A 19,431-nucleotide genomic window follows, 5' to 3' on the forward strand; every position below is an offset into this window, starting at 1 on the left:
AGCGACCCTACCGGGGCCCCCGGGCCGCCCCCAGGGGCAAAAGTCCGGACCACGACACCGATCCCGCGAACAACTCCCGTCCCACGTGACCGAGCCCCTCGTACCGCCGAGGGTCGGGCGCCCACGCACCGTGGTGTCATGGGTCCATGACCTCCCTGACCCGTGAGACCCTCCACGACCTCGCCGGCCGCAAGTCCTTCGAACGCGGCCTCGACTACCTGGGCCGGGTGACCGGCCTCCTCCACCGGGACGACAGCGTGACGGCCACCGTCTCCGGCACCCGCCGCTACCGCGTGCGCCTGGACACCGGCACGCGCTTCTCCTGGGACTGCGACTGCCCGTGGGCGCAGGAGGGCAACTGCTGCAAGCACGTGGTCGCGGTCGCCCTGGTGCACCTGTACGAGCAGGAGCACGGGCCCACCGCACCCGCGGCCCCCGACGTCGAAGCGCACCTGCGCTCGCTGGACCGGGACGAACTCCTCGCCCTCCTGCTCGCCGAGGCCGACCGCTCCCCCGCCCTCTCCCTGGACCTCCAGGTGCGGGCGGCCGCCTCCGCCGGGGACACCGCCGCCCTGCGCACCCTCCTCGAAGGCGCCCTGCGCCTCACCTCCCCCGTCCCCTGGGAGCAGGCCGCCGACTACGCCCGCGCCGTCCACAGCGCCGTCGACGCCGTCGGCCTGCTGGCCTCCTCCGACCGCGCCGAGGAGGCGGTGGAGCTCTCCGGCCTCCTGCACACCCTCACCGAGGACGCCGAGGACATGGTCGAGGACCCCGAAGGCGAGGTCCTCGCCGCCCTGGAACACCTCCGCGACCCCACCGGCCCCTGACCCGGGGTGCCGGCACGGCGGCCAGGTCGCGCACGGCGGCCAGGTCCGGGAGCGGGCGTTCCGGCCCGTAGTGCGGGTCCGGCGGGTCACCGCCAGGACACCGCGCCGCCACCATGGCGGACGCGGCGACGGCCTCCCCTGCCTCCGGATCCCCAAGGTGTTCCTCGGCCTCGACGGCACGCGGCGGCCGATCGCGGATCATGCCCGCGCGTTCGCGCTCTGCCGGCTCGTCCAGATCCCCGCAGAAGTCCGTGGCGGTGTCATCGCCGAACGGACCGGTGTCCCAAGTGCGCAGTCCCTTCCCGTGTCCTCCGCACGCGAGTAGCCGGCCGGTCACCGCGAACGTTTCGCGGCAACCGGCCGGCAACGGCGCGCGGCGCGTCCCGTCCGGCCCTGCCCGCGCTCCTGAGAAAGGGTGTTGATCCCGTTCACCCTTTTCCCTCCCGTAGTCGACCGACCAGGCTCATCCCAGGGCGACAGGGCCTTGGTGGACTTGGGGTGGCGGTGCACGATCCCCTGTGTGTGAACGGCTGCCGAATCCGCGCCCAGGGCTGCGACCTCCTCAGGCGGCAGCGGGACGAGGGTCGGCGACGATGCAATGGGTGGCCTCGTCCACCACCACGAGGTCGAACCGGCCCAGGGCCGGTTCGACGCGTGTCCTTCGCCAGGTGGCAGACGGCCCCTCTTGTCCTTGGCGCCGTGCACGGAGAAGGACACGAGCAGCAAGTCGTCGGGGCAGCCCGTGGACAGGGCATCCTCCATTACCTCCATGGCCCCGTTTCCGGTGGGGTCGAGGAGGGTCTCCACCCGATCGGAGCGGCCGTTGTCCTTGAGGACCCGCTACAGGGCCGCGACGTCGGCGTGCGGTGAGTGCAGGTTCTCCAGGTCGTCGTAATCCCGGTGACCAGTACGGCACCGGCCAAAGTCGCGGGGTCGGCCGACCGGGTGCCAGGGACCGTGTCCCCCTCCACGACGTGGACCTCGTCGACCTCCAAGTCCTCGAGCAGGAGGACCAGGTCACGGGTGTGCAGGTCCGCCTCCTCCTCAGTGACGTCGTCCTGGAAGTCGATCCTGTCCACCGGGCCATCCGTAAGAGGCACCCGTACACGCTCCCCTCGGCGGGAGGGGCCGCTCGGTCGCGGACCGCCGACACCCCGCCGCGCAGGTTGTACCGACCGGAGCCCTCGCGCGTTCGAGGTTTTCCGTCTCTGGCCGCTTTCGGCCACTCCAGACACGAAAGCCCACAAAGGCATTAAAAGGAAATACAGCTGGGCGGTCCTGCCAGTACGCTCATTATTTCTCCCCCGACCCACGCGTCCCGGAAGGCAGCCTTCGTGGCATCGCGCAGCGAACTCAGTGCCAGGATCACCCGCACACTCTTCGAGGTACTGGACAAGCATCCCGAAGGTCTGCACAAGAACACCCTCTGGAGCCTCGTCCTGAGCGCGAACCCCGGGTTGGAGGAGGCCTGGAAGAACGCTGTTTCGGGCAATACGACCCCGTTCACCCACATGGGCTGGACGGCCGCGGAGGCGGTCAAGGCCGGATGGATGCGCAAGGACGGTGACGGAACCTGGGAACTGACGGGCGCCGGACGCCACGCCCTGGCCGAACTCGATGAGGACGCCGACCTCAAACCGCTCATCAAACTCCGTTATCACAAGTGGAAACGGGCCAAGGAAAGCTACAACCTGGCCGGCGACGTCCTCCAGTCGCTCCCGGAGGGACGCTGGGTCGGTCTGAAGGACCTCGCCGAGGTGAGCGGCCTGGACCCCGTGGCGCTGATGCAGTACCTGTCGGCGACACGAACCGAGGGCTGGCACCGCGTGCTGGACGAGGAGGGCCGGACACCGGAGTGCGCCCACCTCACGGACGAGGAACAGGCGGCGGCGAACGCGCTGCTGGACGCCGACGGCATCCTCGGCCCCGGCGGCTGGACCCTGAGCAGCCACCGCCTGACCTGGGCCCAGCTCACCGAACAGGTCTCTGCCGATGACACGGCCGATGACGAGGCTTCGCCCCCCGCCCGCGCCTGGCTGGTCCGCGGCACGGACCCGGGCGGGGACGACTCCGTCCACACATCCTGGGTGGAACGGGGCGTGTGCTCCCTGACCGCGAACGGAGCCGACTCCCTGCGCCCGGGCGTGGGCGAGACAGTGGTCCGTGACACCGTCGAACGCCTCCACCAGCACTGGTCCGCGGAGGAGCGCGAACGTCTCGTCTTCGCGCTGCACAGCTTCGTCTCCAAGATGCGAGCCGGGGACCTCGTCCTCACCAATGTCGGCCGACAGGTCCACCTCGGCGTGGTGGCCGGCGAGGAGTTGGGCACCGACGCTCCCTCGGCTCCGCACAGGCTGGTCCGCAAGGTCGTGTGGCACACCCGCTCCGCACCGCTCGACCTGTTCGAGGACCTGTCGGCCGAACTGGCCTCCCGAGTCGGCACGCCCAACAGCGACCTGCTCGAACTCACCGGTTTCCGCGAGGAGATGGAGGCCTTGGTCGGCGGCCCCCGGCGGCCGAAGCAACGGGAGTTCGCCCTGCCCGAACCCACCGAGGAGTTCGCACGGAGCGTTTTCATGGACAGGGCCTGGCTCGCGGAGTGCGTCGACCTGCTCCGCGACAAACCCCAACTGGTCCTCTACGGACCCCCGGGCACCGGAAAGACCCACCTGGCCCAGGAGCTGGCCCGACACCTGACCGGGGACCGGCCGGAGAACTGCCAGCTCGTGCAGTTCCACCCGTCCTACTCCTACGAGGACTTCTTCGAGGGGTACCGGCCCCACGCCGGTGACGCCGAGCGGTCCGCGGGTTTCACCCTCACCCCCGGTCCTCTTCGCACGCTCGCCAGCGCCGCGCGCAAACACCCGGCGGAGCCGTTCGTTCTGATCATCGACGAGATCAACCGGGGCAACCTCGCCAAGGTCTTCGGAGAGCTCTACTTCCTGCTGGAGTACCGGAACAGGTCCGTCCGGCTGCTCTACGGGTCCGAGGGAGACGCCGGGTTCGACCTTCCGCGGAACCTGATCATCATCGGAACCATGAACACCGCGGACCGTTCGATCGCCCTCGTCGACACCGCGATGCGCCGACGCTTCTGGTTCACCGAGCTGCATCCGAGCTCCGCACCCGTGTCCTCGGTGCTGCGGGAATGGCTCGAACACCACGACCTGCCGGAGACCCCGGCGCTCCTGCTGGACACACTGAACGACCGGATCGACGACCGCGACTTCCGTATCGGCCCGTCGTACCTGATGAGAACGTCGATCCACTCCTCCCCCACCGGCCTGGACCGCGTGTGGCGCCACCAGATCCTCCCCCTCCTCGAAGAGCACCACTACGGCGACGGAACGGACGTGGAGGCCAGGTACGGACTCGCCTCCCTGCGCAGCGCCGCCCTGCGACTGGACGAGCGGTCGTGACGGTCGCCCTGCGGCTGACAGAGCACAGGCCACGGCGGGGCGTCCGGCTCACCGCCGCGCAGGCCGCCCTCCTCACCGCCTCGCGACTGGTCACGGTGACACCGGAACCCGAGGGGCACTGGTGCGTCAGCGCCGACCGCGAGATGGTCGGGTCCGTGCGGCTCACCTCCCGCGGGGAGGTGATCGACCTGGTCATCACACCCAAGCTCCCGGTCCGGCGCCTGTTCTTCCTCCTCGGCTACGCGCAGGGAGGCATGCGCTGGCACCAGGAGGCGGTGGACGTCCACGAGAACGACGACCTGCTTCCCGTCGTCGCCCATGCCTTCGCCCGCATGTGCGAACGGGCCCTCGGCCAGGGGGTTCTCCAGGGGTATCGGACCGTCGAGGAGTCGGCGCCTGTCCTCCGCGGCCGCCTGCGGACCACCGACCAGGCCCGCCGCCGCTTCGGCCAGCCCCTGCCCGCGGAGATTCGCTACGACGACCACACCACGGACATCGCCGAGAACCGGATCCTGCTCACGGCCACACGCAAACTCCTTCGCACCCCGGGAACGCGGGCCGGTACACGCGCTCTCCTGCGACGGGTCCTCATCCGCCTGGAAGGGGTGGAGCATCTGCCGCCCGGCCAGGAGTTGCCCGTTTGGAGGCCCAGTCGACTGAACACCCGCTTCCAGGGCCCGCTACGTCTGGCCGAACTCGTCCTGAGGTCGGGCTCCTACGAGTTCGCCGAGGATCGAGCCCTGCGCGCCGAGGGCCTGGTCCTGCGTATGTGGCAGGTGTTCGAGGACTTCGTGACCCATGCCCTCGCCGACGCCCTGCGCGCCAGAGGAGGCAGGTGCCTGCTCCAGGACAGGCGCTTCCATCTGGACCACGCGCACACCGCCCAGCTGCGCCCCGACCTCGTCTACGAGCCGCCGGACGCCGCCGGTCCGACCGGTGTGGTGGACGTCAAGTACAAGCGGGCCAGGGGCCAGGGCGGCCACACGGGCGACCTGTACCAGATGCTGGCGTACTGCACCCGGCTCGGCCTCGCTGAGGGGCACCTGGTCTACGCCGCGGGCCCGGGGACCACGGCGCAACAACACCGCCTGCACGGCAGTCCGGGCGTGACCGTGCACCAGCACGTCCTCGATCTGGATACCGACCCGGAGACCCTGCTGTCGCAGATCGACACCATCGCCGAGGCCGTGCGGAACTGACCGCGATCCGGTCCCTGCGGGATGCCTCTCGAAGCAGCAGCCCTATGTGTGGAGGGCCTGTAGCCGTACCGGCTCCTTGAGCACCCGCCGTGCACCGTCGAAGTCTGCCAGCCGCGCGGCCACTGTCGCGAAGGCAAGCCGCTCGGGCAGTACGGCCGCGAACTTCAGCCCCCGGACCGCCCGCGGGTCGACGTCCGGAAGCACCAGGGGCCCGTCCGAGCGCATTCCTTCCCGGGCCTTCGCCCACATCGCGGTGGTGACATCCTCTCGGAGCCTCACAGAGAAGTCGGTGGGACGCTGCACCGGGTCGGTGACCGACGACAGGGTCGCGGTGAGCGTGGCGTTGGCCCGGTAACCCGCCCAGGTCCACCAGCGCACGCCGTCCCCCTCCCTGGTGATCAGCGTCCCGCCGGGGTGAACCGTCGACGGCGCCTGCCCTTCCCGCAACTCCGAAAGAGCGGTGCGCGCCCGCGACGTGAGGGGGACCGGCGGGTCGGTCCCCAGCATGACCTCGCGCATCGCCCGGGTGAGGGCGAAGGACAGCCCGGAGACCGCGCCCGAGGTCCACTTGGCCACTCCCCCGCCATCGGCGGGTTCGACGAAGGCCCGTCGCCTGCTCCAGTCGATGTGGGTGACCCGCCAGCTCCTCCCGCCGAGTAGCAGCAGCCTGGGCCCCTCGCGTTCCTCCGTCAGCACGGAGGTGTCGGCCGATCCGATCTCTTTGCGCCCGGACAGCACGGTGAACTGCGGCGGCGCGGTGAAGGAGGCCGTCAGCTCGATGAAGTGCCGCTTCCCGAAGCGCCGCTCGGCCTCCGGCCCGATGAACAGCATCCCCTCGTCGGAGTCCAGGAACCCCTGCTCGACCATGTTCCGCAGGATCGGCGCGGCCGAGCGGTCGAACGGGACGAGGCCGTTCCACTCCTGCGGCCACAGGCGGTCGCCGACCCGGTGCTTCTGGAGTACCAACGCGAGCAGTTGCTGTGCCACCAGGTGGCGCGGCTCGGGCGGCGGGTCGACCGGCTCCACCCAGCCCCGGCTCCACAGCAGCAGCAGGCCCGCCGCGTGCAGCAGCGCCTCCTTGTCCGTGGCCAGGAACAGGCAGTTGCGGGCGCTCCCCTGCCGACGCCCGGTCCTGCCGATGCGCTGGAGGAACGAGGCGACCGTGTCGGGCGCGTCGATCTGGATGACCCGGTCCAGGTCACCGACGTCGATCCCCAGTTCCAGTGTGGAGGTGGAGACGATGACGCAGTCCCTGGCCTCGGCGAACGCCTGTTCCGACCGGGTGCGCTCCTCGACCGACAGGGAGGCGTGGGACAGGAACACCTGCACGTCCCGGGCCCGCAGGGCCGCCCCCAGTTCCTCGACCTGGCGCCGGGAGTCGCAGAACACCAGACGTTTCTCACCCCGGTGCAGCGCCGCGATCACCTTCGCCGCGTTGGTGACGGACCCGACGTAGTCCAGCTCGACCTCTCCCGCGGGCGGCGCTCCCGCCCCACCGGGAAGGTCGACCCCTGGAGCGACCACCCTGCCCGGTCGTTCCGCTGCGGAGGCGCCCTGCAACCAGGTCAAGAGGTCCTGGGGATTGCCGACCGTCGCCGACAGGCCCACCCGCTGGATCCGGTGTCCGGTCAGCCGCTCCAAGCGCTCCAGGACGGCCAGCAGATGCCAGCCGCGGTCGTCCCCGGCGAAGGCGTGCACCTCGTCCACGACCACGGCCCGGACCCCGCCCAGGAACACCTCGTGGTCGGTGGTCGTCCCCAGCAGCATCGACTCCAGGGACTCCGGGGTGGTGAGGAGGATCTGGGGCGGGTCGGTGCGCATGCGCCGCCGCTGGGACTGCTTGGTGTCCCCGTGCCACAGCCCCGCGCGGAACCCCAGCCAGTTCGCGTAGGCGTCGACCCGGGAGGCCAGGTTGTTGAGCAGCGCCTTGAGGGGGCACAGATACAGCACGGACAGCCCGTCCCACCCGCCCGCCCGCATCGTCGAGAGCAGGGGGAAGCACGCGGCCTCGGTCTTGCCTCCCGCCGTGGGCGCCAGAAGGATCGCGTCCTCGCCGTCCATCAACGGGCCGATCGCGTCCCGTTGCAGCGGCCGCAGGTCAGGCCAGCCCAGCGTGTTGACGATGTGGTGCAGCACGACCGGGTCGAGCCGGTCCACCGGGTCGGCACCCACCTACAGGTCCAGTTCGACGTCGTCGGCGGTGAGGTTGCGCTCGGTCTCGGTCAGCTCGGTACCCCGGACGGTCAGCCGGTAGTGCTCCCGGGGGTCGAAGTCCTCGAACTGGTCGACGCGGTCCAGCACGTCGCCCACCAGCTTCTTCAGGAACAGCCGGGGTGCCACCCCGATCTTCCCCCCGAGCGCCCCGCCCACGGCCCGGGCCAGGTCGGCGACGTAGGCGTCGTCGGCGACCCCCTTGACCCGGTCGGGGTCCTGTGAGCCCTCGGCGTACAGGTCGCGGATGGTGATCCCGAGGCCCACCAGCGAGTCGGTGGTGAAGCCGGGCAGTCGGATCTGCGGAGCGCGCGGGCTGTCGAAGCGCGGGTCGGTGGTGAAGTCGGTGGCCAGGCGCTGTGCGAGCGGAGCGAGCCGCTGCACGCCCTGCTGGCCGTCGTAGAAAGCGGGGGTTCCGGTGATCACCAGGTACAGCCCGGGGAAGCGCCCCGAGTACACCTCGTCGATGAGCTGGCGCAGCGCGTTGAGGGCCTTGTCCCGGGCGTCGGACCGTACCCGCTGCAGGGTCTCCACCTCGTCCAGGACCACCAGCAGGCCGGGGTGGCCGCTGTCGCGCAGGACGGTCAACAGCCCCTGGACGGAGCCCAGCGCCCCGAAGTGGTCCAGGTCGCCGCGCACACCGGCGGCGCGCCGGGCGGAGGCGGCCACGTGGGGTTGGCCGCCGAGCCAGGCCAGCACCGCGGCGGCGGTGGCCTCGTCGCCCTCGGCGAGCGCCGCGCGGTACCCACGCAGCGCGGTCGCGAACGATGAGGCGTGCCGTGACACCTCGGTCAGCCGGGCGGTGAGCAGGCGCTCCACCGCTTCGGGCAGTTCCTCCTCGGTGGCGCCGTCGGCAAGGGCGTCCTCCTCCAACGCGTAGAACCAGGCGTCCACGACCGGGCGCAGCGCGCTGGGCGGGAAGCTGGAGGTGGTCAGCCGCTCGGTCATCCGGCGGTAGACGGTCTCCAGCTTGTGGAGGGGGGTCTCGGTCTCCGAGACCTGGATCTCGCAGACCGCGAAGTTGCGGCGCTTGGCACGTTCACCGAGCCAGCGGGTGAAGAAGGTCTTGCCGGACCCGTACTCGCCGCGCACGGCCTTGAAGCGGGCCTCGCCGGAGGCCACCGCGTCCAGTTCCTCGTCCAGGGCCTGCTCGAACCGGCCCAGCCCGGTCGCGAGGAGGTCCAGGCCGCTCGCGGGCACGGCGCCGCGCCGCAGCGCGTCGATCACGCCGCGGCGGCGGGCCGCACTGACCTGGACGGGGCGGGATGATCCTGCGTTGTTCACGCCCTCCACTCTCCCACGGGGCCTACTCCAGCTCGAACTGCTCGCGGAGCAGGGCCGGGTTCAGCCGAAGGGTCCGTCCGTCGGACAGGGTCTCCAGCACCTGCACCCCGTCGTAGTTGAGGAGCTGGCGCAGCACGGCAGCGAACCCGTCGGCCCTTCCCTGGGGGTGGCCGACCCGTTGGGCCAGAGCCGTGGTGGAAAGGGTCCCGGCGTCCAGGAGGATCTCCACCGCCCGCCTGATCCTGTCCAGGGCCGCGGGGTTGGGCCTGCGGGCGAGGAGGTCGACCTGGACCTGGAAGAGCGTGCTCTCCATCAGCTTCGCGACCGGACCGTCCTGAGCCGCCGCCTCGTCCCTCGCGGGGGCGGTGTGTTCGGGCGAGTCGGTGGGTGCCACCTCGAACAACGCCCCCTGGTCCCGGTACTGTTCGTCCCTGCGCCTGGCCGGTTTGGGCTTCCTGACCGGAGAGGGGGCCACCGCACCCGCAGGGCGCGAGGGCTCCGTCGGCTCGTCGGTACCCCACCACCGCGGCTGCTGGTCGCCGAGTTCGCGCCAGCCCTTGGGCGGCTCGGCGCCGAAGGGCAGGAAGGCCAGGACAGGGATGGTGAACTCGGCCGGGGAGGCGCCGCCGTGGTAGCCCGCTTTCTGGGCGGTGTAACGGGAGTCGGCGTCCCACAGGGCGACGATCTCCGCCCCCGGTTCGGGCCACACCACCCGGGGGCCTGACAGGGCGATCTCGTTGTCCTGGAGGAACCCTCCGGGCTCCCGGTGGCGGGCGGAGCCGACGGCATCGGCCGCGACGGCGCTCCCGTGCCGGTCGACGACGTGCCCGTGGTCGCTGGTGAGGATGACCGCCATCCCCTGTTCGGCGGCCACCGTCAGCAGTTCGGGGAGTTTGCCGACGTCGTTGAGCTCCCACGCGCCGTTCCCGAGCTTCTGCTCCTTGGCGAGCCGGTCGTCGATGGTGTTGAGTACGACGGCGACGTGGGTGCGCCCGTCGGTCAGGGCCTCGGTCAGCGCGGCGTCGAAGGGGTCCCCGGTCTGCTCGATCCGCAGCGCGTCCTTGTGGAAGGCGGCGGCGGGAGCCCCGCGCCAGAACCGGTGCTGCGGGAAGAGCCTGCGCTCGTCGGCCTGGGAGCCCTTCATGAGTTTCCCCGCGAACAGCGAGGTGCGGGAGACCGCGGTCAGGGTGGGCAGTGCGGCGGCCATCCCGCGCCGCCGCGGCGGGGAGTCGGCGGTGCCGGGCAGGGGGTCGTACTCGGCCCAGCGCAGACGCAGTTCCTCGGCCAGCTCGGCGGCGATCGCCGCGCTCATCCCGTCCAGGACCAGCAGCAGGACCCGGTAGCCGGCCTTGTCCGCGACCACGGGGCGCACGACGCGGTCCAGGAAGGTCTCCACGGTGAGCATCGACCCGGGGCCGGTGCCCGCCGCCGTCCAGGTGGCGAGGGTCCGCGCGAAGGACCGGTCGATCTCGTGCAGCCGGTCCCGCACCCGCGCGCCCAGGCGGGCGTAGGCGGCTCTGAGCTCGGGCTCGGGGTCCCCGCCCGCCTCGATGTGGTCCAGCGCCCGGTCGACCCATCCGGTGTCGGAGATCTGCCGGTTCACACCCGAGGCGACGGTCTCGGTCTCGGTGGCGGGGTCGGTGGACAGCCATCGGACCAGCCGGTATCCCATGCGGACGCGTTCGACACGCACCCGTGTGTCGCGGTCCTGGGCGAGTCCGTGAGCCTCCAGCCGTGCCAGGGCGGCGGCGGCCTCCTCGGGTAGGCCGTCGGCCAGCACGCGCCCGGCGGTGGCGAAGCGCGTGTCCAGTCCCTCCCGGAGGAGAGGGCTGTGCGCGGCGGCGGTGCCCGCACCGAACTGGTCGGCCAGGCGGGCGGCCCGGTCCAGGGCGGGAGCGGTGATCCGCAGCGCCGCACGCGCCCCGTCCCCGCCCTGGCGCCCGACCGTGAACAGCGTGGACACGTAGTCGAAGCAGGAACGGCCGAACACGGTGAGCAGCACGTCCAGGGCCTCCCCCTGGGCGGGGGGTTCCTCGCCCAGCCACCGCTCGGCCCGTCCCCGGGCCCGGTAGGCGGCGGCATCGGGGTCGTAGCGGTCGTTCCACAGCGCCGAGCACACCAGACCGTAGGCGAGGGCGTCCTGACCGTGCCCCGCCTCCACCAGGGCAACCAGGACCCGGCCCGCCGGTCCGGCCTGCTCCGGTTCCCCGAGGAAGGCTTCCAGCCCCGACCTCTCGGGGCCGCGCAGCGCGAGGAGGAGTTCGGTGTTGCCGGGGACGGTCGCCCAGCGCAGCAGCGTGGGGGTGTCGAGCCCTCCGGACCCGTCCGTGGCCTGGTCTCCGTTGTCGCCGTAGCGGCCCAGGCGCAGGCGGCGCAGGGCCAGTTCGGCCAGGGCATGGCGGCGGGCCAGGGTTCCGCCGGGAAGGCGGGGCCAGCCTCCCGGCGGCAGGGCGTCGAGCAGGGACTCCGAGGCCCACACCTCGTCCTTGAGCCGGGGGTCGACGGCCTCGGCGCCGAACACCTCCCGCACCACGTCCCAGCCGTCCACGTCCTCCACGCGCTGTTTGTGCACGCGGGCGAGGACGGCCGGGTCGAGTTCGTCCTGTTCCCGGTCGGTGAGAACGACCAGGACCCGGGCTCCGTCGGTGCGGGCGAGGTGGTCGATGACCAGTTCGTGCACGGCCAGCGGCGAGGGGGCCGCCGCGACACGGGCACACCTGTCCCCGTCCCAGGCGTGTTCGGCCGGGCCGGACCACTCCGGGGCGGACCTCAGCAGAACCGCGCGCCGTCGGTCGGCGCCGGTGAGGGAGTCCTTCAGGGACTTCTGTGAGGACAGGTGCTGGGTCAGGGCGGCGAGGGTCAGCCGCGGCACGGCCGTGGTCGTGGCGCTCACTGCTCCACCACCCGCCAGGTGATCTCGACGGTGGCGTCGGGACGGTTGCTGCGCAGTTCGGCCAGCTCCGCCTCCAACCAGCTCGCGGCCTCCCGTGCCGTGGTGTGCGCGGTACGGGAGCGGCGCACCGTTCCCGTACCGGTTTCGGCACCGGTCTCCTCCGCATGATCGGCGGCGATCCGAGGGTCGCTGGAACAGCTGTCCAGGGACACGTCATCCGGCTTCGGGCCGGGGGCGGGGCGGTCATCGCGCTCGGCGCGCTTCTGGTTCCGCCTGATCAGCGCGGTCACCTCGCTGCGGGTGTCCTCCAACGCCTTCACCAGGTCGGCGGTGAACTGGTCGGCTCGCGCCACCCCGCGCAGCGACTCCAGCAGCGCACGGCCCTCGGTGCCCTGGCCCTCGGCGAGGTCCAGGGTGTCCCATGAGGCCCGCACCAGTGCCTGCACCACCCGGTGCGCCTGCTTGATCGAGGTCCCGTACCGTTCGGGGTTGGCCTGCCCCAGATCGAACCGGGCCAGCGCCTCGATGGTGCGCTTAGCCGCGCTCGTGCCCGCCGTACCCTGTCCGGCTTCGGCCAGTTCCTTGAGCAGCTCGTGGGAGCGGCGGGCCAGGGCCAGGCGGCCGGTCTCACCGGTCTCGTCCAGACCGAGGAACACCGAGTGCTCCTCCAGTTCGCGAACCAGGTTCGCGGCGTCCTCGCGGTGGGCGCCGGCGGCCCGGGTGACCTGCCGGGCGAAGTGGTTGACCATCCGACCCCGGCGCAGTGCGGGCGCCTTCTCCCCGAAGATCACCTCGAAGCGCGCCCGTGCGCGGTCCCAGTCGTCCTGGGCAGGGCTGGGCTGCTCACGCAGCGCGTCGCCCGGCTTGAACTTGGTCAGCTCGGGGACCGGGTCCAGGGGGACCCCGTTGCGCACCCACACCCGGTCGGTCATCTCGGCGAACGAGGCCGCGACGAGTGCCGCCAGGAACGGTTCGAGGCCGCGCTGTCCGGGCCGGTCGGTCCAGTCGGCCAGGTGGGTCAGGCTCAGGTCGCCGGTGACGCCCTCGGCGCGGGCCTGCGCGTGGAAGTGCTCGGCCCACCGGGTGGACAGCTCGAAGTAGGCCTCCTTCTGCTGTCCGAGCCCGAGCGGCTGCGCCACACGCCGCATGACGGCGCGGTCCTTGGCCGGGACCTCGGTGCGCCGGTCGCTTTTCTCGGCTGCCTCCCGCACGTGCGTGAACACGGTCCTGGCGTCAGCGGGCTTGACCGCGGTGCCGGTGCCCTCCGGGTCGAGGTCAGGGTGGTCGGGGAACTGGTGGGCCAGGAGCTTGCCCACCACATGCCGGACCCCGTCGCGCATGGACTGGCCGATGGAGACCTTCAGTCCGCTGATGTCGGGCAGGGGGTGGAAGTGTTCGTCGAAACCGGTCACCAGGTCGCCCGGCTTCTTCTCCGCCAGCCCGTAGGCCTGCTTGAAAGCCGCCCTGACCTGCTTGAGGAGGGCTTCGCGCTGGGACTGGAGCAGCCCCTTGGCCCGGTCCTTGTTGTCGGCGTTCAGGTGCGCCGCGTACTGATTGGCGAACCGGCCCTCGTCGGCCAGGGCCCGGTCGATGATGACTAGCCGGCGGAAGTCCGACCACCGCTGCGCGGACAGGTGCGCAGGGATCCATGCCACCGTCCGGGTCCGGTGTCCCTCCCCCTGGCGCTGGCGCAGCTCCGTCATCCGGTTCACGTCGTCCCGCGGCGTGCGGTCGTCGTCCTCGTCGAAGGGGAGGTCGATGATGATCCTCCACTGGTCCTCCAACTGCGGTTGGAGGTCGTGGTCGGGCAGCTCGTCCTCGTCAGCGAGGTTGCCGAAGACCACCTCGGCGGTCCGCTGGGAGCCCCGCCAGACCAGGTGCAGGTCGTCGGCGCCCAGGCGCCCGTCGGCCCGCTCCACCCCCAGTTCCTCGGCCAGCAGCCGCTTGGCCAGGGCTGAGCGGTTGCCCGCGTTGTCGTTGACGGCGGCGTTCTGCACGACCGAGTCGACGTCGATCCCGGTGAGCTCCAGCCGGACGCCGGGGGCGGCGGGGGTGCCGGTCTCCTTGATCTCGGGGAACCGGGCCGCCCACTCGGCGACCTTGTTCCTGATGATGTCGACCTCGGTGCCCGGGATGGGCGCCTGCACCGAACCGTGGTTGAGCGCGCCCAGTTGCCGGATGGTCAGGTCGCTGAGCGCGGGGGTGCTCGGGGCCAGCGCCGACAGCAGCAGGGTGCACACCAGGCGGTTCTCGCCGACGAAGGCCGCGCAGCGCCCCTTCAGGCCCGGGTCTTGGACCCGGTCGCGGTGGTGCAGGTACCGGTCGACCTCGTCCTCGGAGAGGTTGTAGGTGTTGAGCAGGTAGGGGCGCAGCTTGTTGCGGTACAGCTTGTCGGCGGCATCGAAGACCACCTTGAGGCTGTCCACGAACGGCTTGTCGCCGCCCTGGGCGATCACCGGGTACAGGTCGCCGACCGGTACCAGGTCCCCAAGCTTCAGGTCGTCGCGGTGGTCGGCAAGGAGCTGGCCCATGAGCTTCAGGCCGGTGCGGGAGCGCTGGAGCGCGGAGGAGATGTGCACCAGCGTGTCCATGAACGCCGGGGAGAAGGGGTAGGTGAGCCGGAACGACTCCTCGTCGGCGCCGGTGGCGCCGTGGTCCGAGCCGAGCAGGGCGTCCCACACCTGCGGGCCGCCCGAGCGCTTGGTGTGCGCGAAGGCCGCGTCGATGTCCGGGGCCTTGCCCTCCTTGGGCTTGAGCAGGCGCGCGTGCGCGATCTGCGGGAGGTTGCGGTCCTCCAGGGTGATCTTGTCGAACCGACCCGAGGCGAGGTTGAGCGTGTCCTGGATGGAGGACTCGGCGGCCCCGGACACCTCCTCGCCCACCAGCTCGCGCAGGTCACGCTGGCGGGCGATGAAGGAGACGATCGGGATGGCGCGCCGGGCGTCGCCGCCCTCCACGAAGTTGGTGATCTTGCTGGCCTCGCGGGCCACGAACCGCTGGTCATGGATGAGGGTGGCCAGCCACAGGATCAGCTCGTCCAGGAACAGGACCAGCCCGTCGTAGCCGAGCGCGCGGGCGTGCTCGGCGATGACGGACAGTCCGGCGTCCAGGGAGATGAACCCGTGCTCGTCCTCGGCCGCACCGCTGGTGAACCCGGTGAGCAGGTTCGTTCCGGCGTCGTTGACGAGCTTGGCCCGCAGCTCGGCCGGGGTGGTGGGGTCCACCAGGTTCAGCTCGACGCCCTCGGCCGCCTCCGGGGTGCTCAGGGCGGTGTCGAGCAGTTCGGGCGTCCAGGCGAAGGTGTCCCAGTCGTCATCGTCGTCGGCCGCTGCGTCGGCTCCGTCCGGGGCCGCGGCGCCGAGCCCCTCGATGACAGCGGCGTCCCCCATCCTCTTGCGCATGGAGCGGATGGTGTCGAACAGGGCGTCGGTCCGGTACACCTGCGGGGTCGGGGCGTCGGGGTGCAGCTTGCGGACGTGCTCGACGTAGCCGCCCAGGACCCGCTGCTCCAGCGCCTTGGCGCCGAGCATGTGGTAAGGCACCAGCAGGAATTTGCGCCCGTCGGTGGCGAGCCACTCGTGCTTGCCCAGCACCGGGTCGAAGTCGCCCCGGGACCGGACCGCGGCGTGGTTGGTGAGCAGCGCGTGCAGCACCGCCATGAAGTGCGACTTACCGGAACCGAAGGAGCCGTGCAGGTAGGCGGCCTTCGACGTCCGCCCGTCCAGCGCGGCCCGGACCAGGCCCAGGGCCTCGTCGAAGTTGTCCAGGAGCTTGTCGGTGACCACGTAGTCGCGGAGGGCGGCCTCGGTGCCCTCGGAGGTGACGGCCTCGGCCAGGCTCAGGACGAAGTCCGAGGTGGAGATGGACTCCTTGATGTCGATGACATCCCGGAGCAGGGGCTGCTGCTGTGCCATGGGGGTGTACTACCTCTCCTTCGCTTCCGCCGGACCCGCCGTGCCCGCCGCGGCTACTTCTTCGTCGTTCGGCGGCCGCGGGTGGCCGCGGCCGGTCGCCATGCCCTCAGGTCGTCGTCGGTCAGTCCGTGCTCGCCCTGCTTCTGCTGCCGGTAGGCGGCGAAGTATCCGGCGGGGGAACCGCTGAACATCGGCTCGAACTCGCCATGCCACTGCTCCAGCCAGGGCTGGAGCTCCAGCAGTCCTGCCAGGAAGGGCGCGATCTCCTCATCTGACAGGGGCTGGGCGGCGATGTACGCGGTCAGCGCGTGGGCCTGCTCGCGGTGGTCCCAGCCCGCCCAGCCGTAGAGGCGGGGGGTGGCGGTGTTGGCCGAGCCGTAGGAGATGAACCGCTCCTTGGGCACGTCGAGCTTGCCCCGCGCCCTCCAGTAGGTAGGACGCAGGAAGTCGGCGGAGGTGTACTTGGGCGGGACCTTGATCTTGTCCCGGATTCTGCGCTTGGCGGGCTCGTCGGGTGCGGCGTCCTCCTCGCGCTGCTGCGCCCAGGTCCGTTCCCAGTCCTCGCGCTTCTTCAGGCCGGAGGGCTTGTAGCGCAGTGCGGGGATGAAGGGGACGTGCTCGTCGGTGATGAGGTCGGCGACGAGATCGGCCAGCTCCTGGCGGGGGGCGTAGATGCGGGCGACGGAGGAGAAGTCCTCGTCGCGGGAGAGCACGTCGGCGAGCTGGGAGAGCGTGCTGAGGGAGGGCAGGTCGTTGTCGTCGAACCAGAGTTCGCGGGCCTCCATGCGGTCCAGGAGCCAGGAGCGCAGCGCCTTGTCCTGAAGGGAGTCCCAGCCCTCGGTGGCCCAACGGCGCTTGTACTCGGGGCGCTCGACCATGCCGATGGCCCGGGAGGAGGTCATGGCGTCGATGCGCTTCTGGACGACCTGCCGGTACTCCTCGGGCCAGGAGGAGGGGATCTCGGTGATGGGGGTGGATCCGTGGCGGGCGAACCATTCACTGGTTACTTCGCCAGCCTCGATCTTGCGGGCGAGCACAATCTCGAAGGCGCGCTCACCAAGGGAAATCTCATTGATGTCGACGGAAGTGGGGATGCGCAGGTCCTCGTCATGGAGGTTGTAAAGAGAGTAGACCTGCCAGTCAAGTTCTTCCTGGAGGAAGATCATCTGCCTGCGAAGGGACTCCCAACGGACTCGCGCCTCACGAAGTGCGGCGGCGGTGGGGACAGCCTCGGCGGCCAGTGCAGAGGGAGAGGTAGCGGAAAGCTCCTGCGCGAGGGAGTCGAGGGCTGCTACAAGTTCGGTGGGGTATACAGATGGCAAGGGGAAACGTTCAATATTACTTCCATTGAACTGATATCGGTTTTCCCATTCTTCGTCTTGAAAACCTCGCCCAAGTCCACTCCCCCCCTTATTATGACAATTCATCTTCAGCCAAAAGGCAGCGGTAGAACTATTGAGAACACCGAGAAGCCGCAGATGTTCCCCTACGCCCACATCCTCTCGCAGCTTAATCACTGGAGCAGTCTGCTTGAAAACTTTCCCACCACGATCCAAAGCAAAATTATTATGAGTCGCTACTTCCGCAAAAGAAATCGACAAGGGCGTTAGGTATCGCTGCGGCACCCATCGGTACCAGGCCCACCACGCTTTCCCTAGGTCTTGTTGATTTTTCCCATTGAATCCCATGGTGGACCTTAGATGACTTTTCGATTGCCATAGGAATCGAGCCCATCCAAGTTCGCCATCAAATGGCAGCAGATCATGGAATGCATCGTATGGGCTAATCGCATAGTCAACGCACCGAGACTCCCAATCTCGCACCACCTCACCAAAAACCAGAGCCTTCACGACTTCAGCTTCAACACCCCGACGAACAAAAACCTCCTTGGCCCCTACAAAAGCATCGTCCTGGCCAGGAAAACTGGCAAATCCTATTTCTCTAGAAATAAGGTAATCGAGCTTCATGCTTACGCTTTCATTTATTTTATCAATCACCTCCAAGCCACCATCTTCTAGCATCCATGGCTGCTTGCTGAAGTAACGTTCGCGGTCAAGATCATCCACCGAGACCCATTTTCCAACGAACCCGGGATTGTCAATCTGAGCTGCCAGCTCGGTCCACACCAGCCCGTCTTGCGCATCCTCCGGAGCGGAGGGCTCACCCTGAACACTACGAACAGTCCTAGTCGTTGCCGAGCGCCCCTTGCCGCTACGGCGTGTGCCTACAAGAATGACCGTCGGCGTCCCATGGCCAGGAATGTAGGCACCAGAGGTGTCGATGACCTCAGTCAGCTCCACCTTTCGGCCGAAGAAGTCCTCAATCAATTTAGCACCGAATTCACGCTTCATGAATGAGTTCGAGGTGATCTGGCCGACCAGTCCGTATCCACGACCGCCATCTTCTCCATTTTTGGCCAGCTCAAAGAACCTCTGCGCAAAAGGAACCGATAGAGCATATTTACCCGAGCATGCCTTGTACAGTTCTCGATACAGTGCATTAAGATCCTTGTCCTTAACAGTAATGTACGGCGGGTTTCCCACTACCACGTGGTAGCGACCTGGCTTCAAAATGTCCTTGTGCTCATGCACGTCCTCCGTGGCATACGCGAACGATGCCAGCGATTCCCCCGACTTTTCGGTTTCCAGGTCAAGTTCGAGTTGCCGATCCTGGATCAATGAGTCACCCACCGCCAGATGAATCGGCCAGTCGTACCTACCCGCATCAGCGAAAGTTCGGATATTCGCCGCAGCCATCGCCGCCACCAGCAACCGGAATCGAGCAATCGCCACCGCGAACGGATTGATGTCCACCCCGTGTACCGAGTCCAACGCCGCCCGCACCCGCTCGTGCGCGTCCATGCCCGGCTGTCCCTCAGCCCACAGCCTCACCAGCCGCCGGAAAGCCCCCAGCACGAAGTGCCCCGACCCGCACGTCGGGTCGATCATCTTCAGTTCCCGGTACCCGAACTCCCGGACCGCCGGGTCCATCGTCCGGTCGAGGATGAACTCCTCCACGAACTCCGGCGTCTGGAGCAGGGCGTACGTCTTGCGCGCGTTCTCCGACAGGTCCTGGTATAGGTCTCCCAGGAACCGGGTGTCCCACCCCTTCGTCCCGTCCTCGTTCAGCGGGTCCGTGAAGTCGTGGACGAGCACGCCCTCCGCGTCCCGCTCACGCCAGAACTCCACCAGGGCACGTGCACCGTCGTGTGACAAGGGGATCTGGTACAGCGGATTGTGAGCCGGGTGGAACAGCAGCCCGCCGACCTGCCCCGCCCCCAACTCCGCAAAGGCGCGCTCCAGCCACCCCCGGTACGTGGGGTCGTCGTCGGTCTCCACATAGGCCCCGTACCGGGCCTCGGCCAGGTCACGGCGCTCGATGTCGGGCGCCGCCAGGTACGGCTCCGGGATCAGCCGGTTGTCCTCGGCGAACCGCACGAACACCGTGGCCAGCACCCACGCCGCCGCGGCCTGGGTGACGCGCTCGTCCAACCAGGAGTTCCAGGTGGCCGCAGTCCGCTTGAGCCGGAACGCCCGCCGGTACTCCTCGTCCAAGCGGTCCTTCACCTTGGGCAACGCCTTCACCTGCGCTGCGAGGTCGGCCTCGGCTTCTTTGACCTGGCGCTTCAGATCGTTCAGCAACGCCTTGTGGTCGACCACGCGGCCTCTCCCCCATCGTGTGCTT

Annotated in this window: 9 protein-coding genes; 3 read left to right on the plus strand and 6 right to left on the minus strand. The window is 69.5% G+C overall.

The features are described 5' to 3' along the window. Positions 1-146 precede the first annotated feature (146 nt). Complete coding sequence (locus tag BUE45_RS33780; RefSeq protein WP_073377626.1) at positions 147-827, plus strand: SWIM zinc finger family protein; 681 nt, start codon at positions 147-149, stop codon at positions 825-827. Here the strand turns inward: BUE45_RS33780 and BUE45_RS34065 are convergent. Next, positions 739-1,164 carry a DUF4259 domain-containing protein gene (locus BUE45_RS34065; RefSeq protein ID WP_073377629.1) on the minus strand — a complete coding sequence of 142 codons (426 nt, stop codon included), beginning with the start codon at positions 1,162-1,164 and terminating at the stop codon, positions 739-741. The genes BUE45_RS33780 and BUE45_RS34065 overlap by 89 nt on opposite strands. Positions 1,165-2,161: 997 nt before the next feature. Here BUE45_RS34065 and BUE45_RS09160 point away from each other — a divergent pair. Together BUE45_RS09160 and BUE45_RS09165 are read left to right on the plus strand one after the other, a co-directional pair. Further along, positions 2,162-4,246 (plus strand): McrB family protein, encoded by a 2,085-nt coding sequence (locus BUE45_RS09160; RefSeq protein WP_143173308.1) that lies wholly within the window; start codon positions 2,162-2,164, stop codon positions 4,244-4,246. Continuing rightward, positions 4,243-5,445 (plus strand): McrC family protein, encoded by a 1,203-nt coding sequence (locus tag BUE45_RS09165; RefSeq protein ID WP_073377641.1) that lies wholly within the window; start codon positions 4,243-4,245, stop codon positions 5,443-5,445. Before BUE45_RS09160 ends, BUE45_RS09165 begins: the two co-directional genes overlap by 4 nt. A gap of 42 nt (positions 5,446-5,487) precedes the next feature. Here BUE45_RS09165 and BUE45_RS09170 read toward each other — a convergent pair whose 3' ends face one another. The 5 genes from BUE45_RS09170 to pglX are packed head-to-tail and all read right to left on the minus strand — an operon-like array spanning position 5,488 to position 19,406. Continuing rightward, the gene (locus BUE45_RS09170; RefSeq protein WP_073377645.1) at positions 5,488-7,617 is read right to left on the minus strand and encodes a DEAD/DEAH box helicase; all 2,130 of its coding nucleotides are present in this window, start codon (positions 7,615-7,617) and stop codon (positions 5,488-5,490) included. Continuing rightward, on the minus strand, positions 7,618-8,940 hold the full coding sequence (brxD, locus tag BUE45_RS09175) for a BREX system ATP-binding protein BrxD (protein WP_073378260.1): 1,323 nt from the start codon (positions 8,938-8,940) through the stop codon (positions 7,618-7,620). It abuts the gene before it with no gap. Positions 8,941-8,962: 22 nt separating this feature from the next. Then, positions 8,963-11,833, minus strand: a complete 2,871-nt coding sequence (gene pglZ / locus BUE45_RS09180) for a BREX-2 system phosphatase PglZ (RefSeq protein WP_073377649.1) — start codon at positions 11,831-11,833, stop codon at positions 8,963-8,965. Continuing rightward, on the minus strand, positions 11,830-15,747 hold the full coding sequence (gene pglY, locus BUE45_RS09185; protein WP_073377653.1) for a BREX-2 system ATPase PglY: 3,918 nt from the start codon (positions 15,745-15,747) through the stop codon (positions 11,830-11,832). The genes pglZ and pglY overlap by 4 nt, the downstream gene beginning before the upstream one ends. A 53-nt stretch (positions 15,748-15,800) precedes the next feature. Beyond that, complete coding sequence (gene pglX, locus BUE45_RS09190) at positions 15,801-19,406, minus strand: BREX-2 system adenine-specific DNA-methyltransferase PglX (RefSeq protein WP_073377658.1); 3,606 nt, start codon at positions 19,404-19,406, stop codon at positions 15,801-15,803. Positions 19,407-19,431: the final 25 nt, after the last annotated feature.

It is taken from the genome of Nocardiopsis flavescens, from assembly GCF_900141985.1.
Taxonomy (GTDB): domain Bacteria; phylum Actinomycetota; class Actinomycetes; order Streptosporangiales; family Streptosporangiaceae; genus Nocardiopsis; species Nocardiopsis flavescens.